Annotated in this window: 11 protein-coding genes; 9 read left to right on the top strand and 2 right to left on the bottom strand. The window is 66.7% G+C overall.

Going from position 1 to position 10,895, the window contains the following annotated elements:
- Positions 1–393 (top strand): porin (locus HZI36_RS26455; RefSeq protein WP_179405629.1); only part of this gene is annotated, 393 nt, incomplete at its 5' end.
- Positions 394–453: 60 nt separating this feature from the next.
- Here HZI36_RS26455 and HZI36_RS26450 read toward each other — a convergent pair.
- Positions 454–1,524, bottom strand: coding sequence for an AraC family transcriptional regulator (locus HZI36_RS26450; RefSeq protein ID WP_218884359.1), 1,071 nt, complete (start codon positions 1,522–1,524; stop codon positions 454–456).
- A gap of 449 nt (positions 1,525–1,973) precedes the next feature.
- Here HZI36_RS26450 and HZI36_RS26445 point away from each other — a divergent pair, with 449 nt between their 5' ends.
- Positions 1,974–2,783 carry a PGAP1-like alpha/beta domain-containing protein gene (locus HZI36_RS26445; protein ID WP_179405628.1) on the top strand — a complete coding sequence of 270 codons (810 nt, stop codon included), beginning with the start codon at positions 1,974–1,976 and terminating at the stop codon, positions 2,781–2,783.
- On the opposite strand, the gene HZI36_RS26440 is transcribed toward HZI36_RS26445, so the two are convergent.
- Entirely contained in the window at positions 2,720–2,998 is a 279-nt protein-coding gene (locus tag HZI36_RS26440) for a hypothetical protein (protein ID WP_179405627.1), read from the bottom strand. The genes HZI36_RS26445 and HZI36_RS26440 overlap by 64 nt on opposite strands.
- On the opposite strand from HZI36_RS26440, the gene HZI36_RS26435 reads away from it, so the two are divergent.
- The 7 genes from HZI36_RS26435 to HZI36_RS26405 form a co-directional block, all read left to right on the top strand.
- On the top strand, positions 2,997–3,500 hold the full coding sequence (locus HZI36_RS26435) for a phasin family protein (RefSeq protein WP_218884358.1): 504 nt from the start codon (positions 2,997–2,999) through the stop codon (positions 3,498–3,500). The two genes, HZI36_RS26440 and HZI36_RS26435, sit on opposite strands and share 2 nt — an antisense overlap.
- 10 nt (positions 3,501–3,510) lie before the next feature.
- The gene (locus HZI36_RS26430) at positions 3,511–4,290 is read left to right on the top strand and encodes an SDR family oxidoreductase (RefSeq protein WP_179405626.1); all 780 of its coding nucleotides are present in this window, start codon (positions 3,511–3,513) and stop codon (positions 4,288–4,290) included.
- Positions 4,291–4,372: 82 nt separating this feature from the next.
- Complete coding sequence (locus HZI36_RS26425) at positions 4,373–6,076, top strand: long-chain-fatty-acid--CoA ligase (RefSeq protein WP_179405625.1); 1,704 nt, start codon at positions 4,373–4,375, stop codon at positions 6,074–6,076.
- 77 nt (positions 6,077–6,153) lie between these two features.
- A complete protein-coding gene (locus HZI36_RS26420; protein WP_179405624.1) occupies positions 6,154–7,791 on the top strand; it encodes a WS/DGAT/MGAT family O-acyltransferase in 1,638 nt (545 codons plus the stop codon).
- A 169-nt stretch (positions 7,792–7,960) separates the two neighbouring features.
- Complete coding sequence (locus HZI36_RS26415) at positions 7,961–9,298, top strand: MFS transporter (protein WP_179405623.1); 1,338 nt, start codon at positions 7,961–7,963, stop codon at positions 9,296–9,298.
- A gap of 70 nt (positions 9,299–9,368) precedes the next feature.
- On the top strand, positions 9,369–10,280 hold the full coding sequence (locus HZI36_RS26410; protein ID WP_179405622.1) for an alpha/beta fold hydrolase: 912 nt from the start codon (positions 9,369–9,371) through the stop codon (positions 10,278–10,280).
- Between the two features lie 61 nt (positions 10,281–10,341).
- The coding region (locus HZI36_RS26405) for a porin (RefSeq protein ID WP_179405621.1) at positions 10,342–10,895 on the top strand (554 nt) is incomplete at its 3' end.

The following is a 10,895-nucleotide window of genomic DNA, read 5'->3' as shown; positions in this document are numbered from 1 at the left end:
TTCCCCAGCACCATCGCCTTCGCCGGCCGCAACATCGGCGCCAGCTATCACTTCGACAAGTTCACCGTCAAAGCCGCCTACACCCTCTACAAGGTCGCAGGCTCCTTCGACAACCGCGTGATCTCCGGCGGCGTCGACTATGCGATCACCCCGTCACTCGCACTCGACAGCGGCGTCTATTACACCCGCGACGGCAACGACTCCAACAACCACTCGATCCTCGGCTCCGTCGGCCTCGACTACTCGCTGTCCAAGCGCACCATGCTCTATTCGCAGATCGCCTACGTGAACAACCACGGCCTGATGGACACCGGCCTCGCGATCAACGGCGCGCCGTTCGGCGTCACCGGCTCCCAGTTCGCCGCCGACATCGGTATCCAGCATTCGTTCTGATGACGAAGTAAACGGCAACGGCCGGCTCGACGCCGGCCGCTGCACGATCCTCTACTCCGCTCAGCCCGTCGTACTCTCCATCTGCTCCGCCTGCTCTGCCTGCTCTGCCTGCTCTGCCTGTTCCGCGCGCATCGTCTCGCGGAAATCCGACGGGCTGCGGCCCGTCCAGCGATTGAATGCGTGACGGAAGTTCGCGACGTCGCTGTAGCCGAGCCGGCTCGCGATCTCCTCGTTCGTCATCCGCGTCTTGCCGAGATATTCGGTCGCGAGGCGCATTCGCACCTCGGCAAGCAGATGCCGGTACGTGATCTGCTCGGCGTCGAGCCGGCGCCTCAGCGTGCGCGGATGCAGCGACAGCTCGCGCGCCATCGCCTCGATCCCCGGAAACCGGCCCGGACGCGTGACGAGCATCCGCCGGATGTCGCCGGCCAGCCCGCCGCTGCGCTCCGCGCGATCCAGCAACTGCTCGCCGAACGCGTGCGCGAACGCATGCGCGTTCGGATCGGCAAGCGTCGGGCGGTCGATCCACGCCGCGTCGAACTGCACCGCGTTGCTGCGCTGGCCGAACGCGATCGGGCAGCCGAACACGCGCTCGTACTCGTCCGCGTGCGCGGGCCGCGCATGCATGAAATTCAGTCGCAGGAAGCCGAACGTGTCGCCGTACAGATCGCGGCTCAGCGTGAGCTGCGTCGCGCACGCGAATTCGACCGCGAAGCGATGAACGTCGTCGGCCGAGTGGCGCGACAGCAGCAGATCGTACGTGCAGGTCGCGATGCCGGCCTCACGCGAGAACCCGATGTCGACGGCCGCGCCGACGAGACGGCTGTAGCGCACGACGATGTCGATCCCCTGCGCGTAGGTCTGGCTGCTGAGGATCGCGTAGCCGTACATGCCGAACGCGGTCACGTGCATCTGCCGCCCGCAGCGCAGCGCGACCGCGGGATCCGTCGACAGGCGCAGCGCGTTGCGGATCACCGCCTCCATCTGCCGGTACGACACGTAGGTGCCGGGCAGGCGCAAATGCTCGCGCTCGAGGCCGCTGCCGGCCAGTGCGTCCGACGCGACGATGCCGTCCTCCTCGAGCACGGCGACGATCGCCGCGATCACGCGCGGCGGATGAATACGATCCAAGAGACTGGGCGACGGCCGATACACGATGTCGATCCTCATCCTGCGGACGGCCGCGCGCGAGCGAAACGAACCACACGCGCACGACCGCATTCGTCTGACGTGAAAGGTGAATACAGCGTAACAACGGCGTCAGACGCCGGGAAGGTTAGATCGATCCGCTCAGAGGGTTAATTGCGGACGGCGTGACCGAAATCACAGCCGAAATCGACCCCGGGTATCGCCCGAATCGCGCGCCTGACGGGCCTGCGCTACGATGTCCCAAACTAACCGGCAAAGCGGACCAAACGAACCTCCCTTTGCCGATGCGCGGTCGCTACGCTTTGCTCAATGCTCGACCCGCGGTCATCGCGCATCGCTCGCGCGCGACGCCGCCCGTGCGTTGCCGCCCGGCTCACCGGCCGCCGGCGACGATGCTCCTCCAACGTGCTCATCGGGAGAACGATACGGACATGCCCAACACCCACGACGCACCGCGCCCCCCTTCACTGAGCCTGATGGCGCTCGAAGCGCGTGCCTTTCTGGAACTGCAGGCGTTCTTCGTCGCTTACCCGTTGTTGCGGCTCGCGCCGCGCGGCGACGGCCACCCGGTGCTCGTGCTGCCCGGGCTCGCGGCCGGCGATATCTCGACGCGTCCGCTGCGCACGTATCTGAACGCGCAGGGCTATACCGCGCACGGCTGGAAGCAGGGACAAAATCGCGGGCTGCGCCCCGGTGTCGAAGAATCGCTGCATGCTCGCCTGAAGGAGCTCGCCGACCGCTATCAGCGCAAGGTCAGCGTGATCGGCTGGAGCCTCGGCGGCATCTACGCGCGCGATCTCGCGCACGCGCATCCGGATCTCGTGCGCCAGGTGATCACGCTCGGCAGCCCGTTCGCCGGCTCGCCGAGAGCGACGAACGCGTGGCGGCTCTACGAATATCTGAGCGGCCGTACCGTCGACCAGGAATTGCCGCGCCGCCTCGAAATGCGCCATCCGCCGCCCGTGCCGGCGACGTCGATCTACAGCCGCACCGACGGCGTCGTCGCTTGGGAAACCTGCCTCGAGGAAGCGGGCAGCATGACCGAGAACATCGAGGTCGAGGGCAGCCACTGCGGCCTCGGGCACCACCCGGCCGTCGTATACGCGATCGCCGACCGGCTCGCGCTGCCCGAAGGCGAATGGTGGCCATTCGACCGCAACGGCCCTTGGCGGTATCTTTATCCGCAGCGCAGGAACGACGGCAGTGCCGCCGAGTTCCGCGCCGCCCCTGCGATGCCGTAACGCAATATCCGCACCATCGGCAATATCCGCACCATCGGCAATATCCGCACCATCGGCAATATTTGCACCATCGGCAATACCCGCGCCGTCGGCAACATCCGTACCATCGGCGACATCCGCGTCACCGGCAACATCCGCAGGATCCGCAGCATCGGCCGGCCGCCTTCGCGGCCGGCACGAACGTTCATCACAAACACAACCGGAGACACCTTCATGGCAACCCGTTCCTCCAAGACCGATTCCGACAACGACGCACGCCCGGCCTTCGATCTGTCCGCTTTCGGCGATCTCGGCAAGCTGATGCAGCAATTCCAGGTGCCCGGCCTCGACCTGTCGAAGCTGACCGAGCAGTTCCAGAAATTCCAGCTTCCGGGCGTCGATCTCGCCGCGATGCTCGACTGGCAGCGCAAGGACATGGAAGCGCTGATCGAGGCGAACCGTCAGGCATACGAAGGGACGAAGGCGCTCGTCGAGCGGCACAACGAAATCCTGCAGCAGACGCTCGCGCAATGGCAGGCATCCCTGAAGGACTCGCTCGGCCCCGACATGCAGGCGAAGCACGCCGAGAACGCGCGCCAGGGCGTGCAGCAGGCGATCGCGAACTTCCAGGAGCTCGCATCGCTCGAGGCCGCCGCGCGCACGAAGGCATGGCAGGTCGTTCAGGACCGGCTGCAGGAAAATCTCGCGAATCTCCAAAAACTGATGCAGCCGAAGTGAGGTTCGCGACATGAGTCTTACCGCACTTCAGAGTTTGAAGGGACGCGTCGCGCTCGTCACCGGCGGCTCGCGCGGCCTCGGTCTGCAGATGGCCGAGGTCCTCGGCGAGCTCGGCGCGAAGGTCGCGATCACCGCGCGCAAGAAGCACGAGCTCGACGAGGCCACCGCACATCTCGCGTCGCTCGGCATCGAGGCGCTGCCGATCGTCTGCGACATGGGCAACCTCGACGCGATTGCCCCGATGGTCGGGCAGGTGATCGACACGCTCGGCCCGATCGACGTGCTCGTGAACAACGCGGGCACGTCGTGGGGCGCGCCGACGATCGAGCATCCGCTCGACGGCTGGAACAAGGTGATCACGCTGAACGTGACCGCGATCTTCGTCGTCACGCAGGAGGTCGGCCGCCGCTGCATGGTGCCGCGCAAGAGCGGCAAGGTGATCAACATCGCGTCGATCCAGGGCCTCACCGGCACCTACCCGGAAGGGATGCCGACGCTCGCCTACAACGCGAGCAAGGGCGCGGTCGTCAACATGACGCGCACGCTCGCGGCCGAGTGGGCGCCGTACGGGATCAACGTGAACGCGATCGCCCCCGGCTATTTCCCGACGAAGATGACCGCGGCGATCGACGCCGCGCTCGGCGAAGAAGGGGCCGCGGCGATGGCGCCGATGAACCGCGTCGGCGGGCCCGAGGATCTGAAGGGCGTGACCGCGCTGTTCGCGACCGACGCGTGCGCATTCATCACCGGACAGACGCTCGCCGTCGACGGCGGACTCACGGCCGTCTGAAGCCGCCGTCTTCAGCCGCTGTTTAGCCGCTGTTTAGCCGCTGTCTTTAGCCGATTAGGGCAACCCCGCAGTGGAGCACGACATGAACGACATGCCCTGGATCAAATCGTATCCCCCCGGCGTGCGCTGGGACATCGACATCGCACCGAAGCCGGTTCATCAGTTGCTCGACGACAGCGCCGCGAAGTGGCCCGACCGCCCGGCGCTGCAGTTCATGGGCAAGCGCACGACCTACGCGGAGCTGCAGTCGATCACGAACCGCATGGCGAAGGGCCTGCAGCAGCTCGGCGTCGGGCCGGGCGTGCACGTCGGCCTGTATCTGCCGAACACGCCGCATTACGTGGTCGCGCTGTTCGCGATCATGAAAGCCGGCGGCACCGTGGTCAACTACTCGCCGCTCGACGCGTCGAGCGTGCTCGAGCACAAGATCGAGGACAGCCAGACCGACTACCTGATGACCGTCGATCTGAACGCGCTGTATCCGAACATGGCGCCGATGCTCGACAAGACGCGGCTCAAAAAGCTGATCGTCGGCAACGTCGCGGAAATGTCGGCCGCGCCCGACGCGGTTCGCGAGCAACTGCGCGCCGCGAAGCAGCTCGCCGACGTGCCCGTCGACGACCGGCACATCACGTTCGCGCAGCTGATCGACAACGACGGCGACTATGTGCGGCATCCGGTTGCCGATCCGCGCGAGGCGCTCGCGGTGATGCAGTACACGGGCGGCACGACCGGCATGCCGAAGGGCGCGATGCTCACGCACGCGAACCTGAGCTCCGCGTGCACGCAGGCGTGGACGCAGACGGGCGGCGACAACCCGGTGCTCAGCGAAGGCGTGGAGCGCGTGCTCGCGGTGCTGCCGCCGTTCCACATCTACGCGCTGACGGTCAACATGCTGTTCGGGATCCTTGCGGGTGCCGAGATCATCCAGCACATGCGCTTCGAGCCGAAGGCGATCCTCGCCGACATCCAGAACAACAAGATCACCGCTTTCTGCGCAGTGCCGACGATGCTCACCGCGCTGATCAACGATCCGGACATCGGCAAGTACAACCTGCGATCGCTGAAGTTCGTCAACTCGGGCGGCGCGCCGCTGCCGGCCGAGGTCGGCCGGCGTTTCGAGGAGCTGAGCGGCGTCAAGGTCTCCGAAGGCTGGGGGATGACCGAGACGTCGCCGACCGGCACGTTCACGCCGTCGCACCTGCCGCGCAAGCCGGGCTCGTGCGGGATTCCGAGCCCGCGCATCGAGATCCGGATGCTCGACGTCGACGACCCGACCCGCTACGTGCCGCTCGGCCAGTCCGGCGAGCTGTGCATCAAGGGGCCGAACGTGATGAAGGGCTACTGGAAGCGCCCGGACGCGACCGCCGACGTGACGACGTTCGACGGCTTCATGCGCACCGGCGACGTCGCGTACATGGACGACGACGGCTACGTGTTCATCGTCGACCGCACGAAGGACATGCTGCTGTGCAGCGGCTACAACGTGTATCCGCGCGTGCTCGAGGAAGCGATCTACCAGCATCCGTCGGTGCAGGAAGTCGCGGTGATCGGGGTTCCCGACGAATATCGCGGCCAGTCGCCAAAGGCGTTCGTCGTGCTGAAGCCGGGCACCGACGAGTTCGCGCTCGACGCGCTGCAGGCGTTCCTGAAGGACAAGCTCGGCAAGCACGAGATGGTGCAGGCGCTCGCGTTCCGCGCCGAGCTGCCGAAGACGCCGGTCGGCAAGATCTCGAAAAAGACGCTGCAGGAAGAGGACGCGCGCGAGCGCGGCGCACAGGCCTGAAAGAAAGCCTGCCCGGGCCTGAACGGCCCGGGCGCCCGCGCCCGCCCGCCATCACGAACGAATGAGGAGGAGTACCGATGGATCATCTGAGCAATCTCGATGCATCGTTCCTGCACTTCGAGACGCCGGAAACGCCGATGCACGTCGGCAGTCTGATGCTGCTCGAACTGCCCGAAGATTACGACGGCGATTTCTACGAAGACTTCAAGGCAATGATCGGCGACCGCATGCATCTCGCATCGGTGCTGAACCGCAAGCTCGCGCAGATGCCGTTCGAGCTCGCGGAGCCCGTGTGGATCGAGGACGACGACATCGATCTCGACTATCACGTGCGCTCTCACGTGCTGCGGCGCCCCGGCAGCATGAAGCAGCTCGAGATGCTGGTCGCGCGGCTGCATTCGACGCTGCTCGACCGCAGCCGGCCGCTGTGGGAAATCTTCGTGATCGAGGGCCTCGAGAACGGCCAGGTCGCGGTCTACACGAAGGCGCACCATAGCGGCGTCGACGGCAAGGCCGGCACCGAGCTCGCGAAGGTGCTGTACGACACGACGCCCGAGATCCGCGAAGTGCCGCCGCCGCGGAGGAAGCGCCGCGCGAACAGCTACCAGCTCGGCGTCGCCGAACTGCTGCAGGCCGCGCTGAAGAACGCGACGTCGCAGTATCAGAAGCTCGGCCAGACGCTGCCGCAGATCTCGCGCGCGCTGACGACCGCGACGCGCGTGCTCGCCGACCAGCGGACCAAGCCCGGCGAGCGCGCCCTGAACCTCGGGCTCGCGCCGAAGACGATCTTCAACGATTCAATCACCAACCAGCGCTCGTTCAGCACGCTGTCGCTGCCGTTCAACGACGTGAAGGCGCTCGGCAAGCGCGTCGGCGGCACCGTCAACACGATCGTGATGGCGATGTGCGCAAGCGCGCTGCGCAACTTCCTGCAACAGCGCGACCTGCTGCCGAAGCAGTCGCTGATCGCGGCCGTGCCGGTCAGCCTGCGCGACAAGGACGACGACTCGATGAACAACCAGGTGTCGGCGGTGCGCGTCGACCTGGCGACCGACGTCAAGGATCCGGCCGAGCGCTTCAAGACGATCCATGCGTCGTCCGAGGCCGCGAAGGCCGTCGTGCGCGAGCTGCAGCCGGTGCTGCGGCTCGACATGCCGTTCAACGGCTCGCCGTGGATCATGACCGGCCTCGCGTCGCTGTATGGCCGCTCGAATCTCGCGAGCCGGATGCCGGCGGCCGCCAACGTGCTGATCTCGAACGTGCCGGGGCCGCCGTCAACGCTGTACGTCGCCGGGGCGAAGATGCTGAGCTTCTATCCGGTGTCGATCCCGTATCACGGCTCCGCGCTGAACATCACCGTGCAGAGCTACGCGGGCCAGCTCGACTTCGGTCTCACCGCGTGCCGGCGCATCCTGTCGCAGGACGAGTCGTACGAGCTGATCGAGCTGCTGAAGGCCGCGCTGCGCGAGATCGAGGCGCTGCCGTCGGTCGACGAAGCCGAGGCCGCGCCGGCGAAAGCGGACGCCGCGCCGGCCAAGGCGAAGGCCGCGAAATCGGCGAAGGCGGACAAAGCGGACAAGGCGGCAGCGGCGGACGAAGCGCCCGACGCGAAGGACGCATCGGGCGCGGACGCAGCGTTGCCCGATGCGGACGCGCTCGCGCAGGCGCCGGCGAAGCACGGAGAATCCACGAAGCCGGCGTCGCTCGACGGCTGAGCGCGCGGCATCCCACGCGCGGCGGCTCGCCGGCCGCCGCGACCCTATCGTGCGAACGCGCGCCGCACCGCGCGCGTTCGCACGGCACACAAACGGCCGCATCCAATAAACGATCGGATCCGAGAGAAGCGCCCATGCGCCAACTCCGATCGACCAAGGAGACACGTCAATGAACCCGAGTGTGACCCGCAACGTTTCGCAATCGCCCGCATTGATGGACTCGGCGACCGAAGCGACCTACTCGAAAATCAACCGGCATCTCGTGCCGCTCCTGATCATCGCGTACGTGATCGCGTTCCTCGATCGCACGAACATCGGCTACGCGCAGTTGCAGATGAAGCACACGCTGCCGTGGGGCGAAGCAGTGTATGGCCTCGGCGCGGGGATTTTCTTCGTCGGCTACTTTCTGTTCGAAATCCCGAGCAATCTGGTGCTCGAGAAGATCGGCGCGCGCAAGACGCTGCTGCGCATCATGGTGCTGTGGGGCATCACCGCGTCCGCGATGATGTTCGTGTCGACACCGACCGAGTTCTACGTCGCGCGCTTCCTGCTCGGCGCGTTCGAGGCCGGCTTCTTCCCGGGGATCATCCTGTACTTCACGTACTGGTATCCGTCGCATCGCCGCGGCAAGGTGATCGCGTACTTCATGACCGCGACCGTGATCTCCGGCATCATCGCCGGGCCGCTGTGCGGCGCGATCCTCAAGTACTTCGACGGCCTGAGCGGCATGTACGGCTGGCAGTGGCTGTATCTGGTGCAGGGGCTGCCGGCCGTGCTGATCGGCATCGTCGCGTTCGTCGCGCTCGCCGACAAGCCGGACAACGCGACGTGGCTCACCGACGCCGAGAAGACCATCGTTCGCGAAAGCCTCGCGCACGACGAGAAGGACATCGAGAGCGAAGGCGACGCGGGCGTCGGCATGATGTTCCGCGACTTCCGCGTGTGGATGCTGGCGCTCGTGTACTGCCTCGCGCTGTCCGGCTCCTACATCCTCATCTTCTGGCTGCCTACGCTGGTCCACGGCTGGCACGTGAAGGACGTGCTGCTCGTCGGCGTTCTCGTCGCGATTCCGAACGCGGTCGGCGCGGCCGGCATGGTGCTGATCTGCTCGAGTTCCGACCGGCGGCGCGAGCGGCGCTGGCACTACTTGCTCTCGATCGCGCTCGCGTGCGGCGGCCTGCTCGCGACCGCCGCCCTGAGCGGCAACATCACCGGCTCGGTGATCGCGCTGTCGGTCGCGGTGTTCGGCGTCGCGTCGCTGACGCCGCTGACCATGGCGATCGCCAGCGAGTACCTGTCGGCGCGCTCGGCCGCCGCCGGCCTCGCGGTGATCAGCAGCTTCGGCAACCTCGGGCCCGCCGTGAGCCCGAGCATCAACGCGATGATCATCGAGCGCAGCCACAACCCCGCGTACAGCCTCTTCTTCGTCGTCACCGTGTACGCGCTGTCCGGGCTGCTGCTGATGATGACGGTCCGCGCCCACCAGCCGTCGCAAAACGCGGGCTGACGCGCCCACCGGGGCCGCCTTCGGGCGGCCCGGATTTTTCGATCCCCTCCCCTATTCCGAACGAGACCCGATGAACAGCGTTCCGTCCACTCCCCCCGTCGTCCGCGCGAAAGCAAACGGTATCGAGCTCGCGTACGACACCTTCGGCGATCCCGCCGCGCCGCCGCTGCTGCTGGTGATGGGCCTAGGCACGCAGATGATCGCGTGGGAGGAAGGCTTCTGCGAGCAGCTCGCACAACGCGGCTACCACGTGATCCGTTTCGACAACCGCGACATCGGGCTATCGACGCGCTTCGATCAGGCCGGCGTGCCGAACGTCACCGCGCTGCTGACGCGCGCGATGGCCGGCCAGCCGCTCGACGTGCCGTACACGCTCGCGGACATGGCCGCCGACAGCATCGGCCTGCTCGACGCGCTCGGGCTCGATCGCGCGCACGTCGTCGGCGCGTCGATGGGCGGCGCGATCGGCCAGGAGATCGCGCTGCGCTACCCGGCGCGCGTGCGCTCGCTGACGTCGATCATGGCGACGAGCGGCGCGCCCGGCCTGCCGCCGCCGACGCCCGAAGCGATGACCGCGCTGCTGACGCCGACGCCGCTCGAGCGTGGGGCCTACCTCGCGCGCTATCGCGCGGTGATGCAGGTGCTGCGCGGCCCGGTGTACACGGAGGACGAAGCCGTCGACGTCGCGCGCGCAACGCGCGCGTTCGCGCGCGGGATCAATCCGCCGGGCGTCGCGCGGCAGCTCGCGGCGATTCTCGCATCGGGCAGCCGCAAGGAGCGGCTCGCGTCGCTGCACGTGCCGACACTCGTGCTGCACGGCAATGCGGATCCGCTGGTGCCGATCGAATGCGGGATCGACGTCGCGCAGACCGTGCCGGACGCGAAGCTGGTCGTGCTCGAAGGGATGGGCCACGCGCTGCCGATGCCGCTGTGGACGCGCATCGTCGACGCGATCGACGAGCATGCGCGCCGCGCGCCGTGATTGCGGTGCAACGATCGTTTGCAACACGAATCATTTCAATAAATATCCGGAGATGCCTGTCATGACGAAGAAAGAGTCCGCGAAGAAGAAGTCCGTCATTCGAGCCATTCAATATGCCGCCGCCGGCGCCTGCGCATTCGCCGCCATTCCCGCCGCCCACGCGCAGAGCAGCGTCACCCTCTACGGCATCGCCGACGCCTCCCTCCTCTACACCAGCAAGACTCAGGCCCCCGACGGATCCAATGCCGGCCGGCAGTTCTCGTTCCAGACCGCCGGACAGAACGCCACCCGCTTCGGCCTGCGCGGCTCCGAGGACCTCGGCGGCGGGCTCAGCGCCATCTTCAACCTCGAAAGCGGCATCAACATCGGCAACGGCGGCTTCGCCAACTCCAACGGCAACTTCTTCGGTCGCCAAGCGTGGGTCGGCATCAACGGCGGCTTCGGTACCGTCACCGCCGGTCTCCAGTTCTCCCCGTTCCTGATGTCCGTCTTCGCCACCGATTCACGCGACCTCAAGCAGTTCGGCAGCGGCCTCATCAACTACGTCGACAACGTCATCGTCACCGGCCTGTTCAACCCGAACTCCGTCATGTACACGTCGCCCGACATCGCCGG

Source organism: Burkholderia guangdongensis (assembly GCF_013403875.1).
Taxonomy (GTDB): domain Bacteria; phylum Pseudomonadota; class Gammaproteobacteria; order Burkholderiales; family Burkholderiaceae; genus Burkholderia; species Burkholderia guangdongensis.
This window is presented reverse-complemented; position numbering and strand designations above follow the sequence as displayed.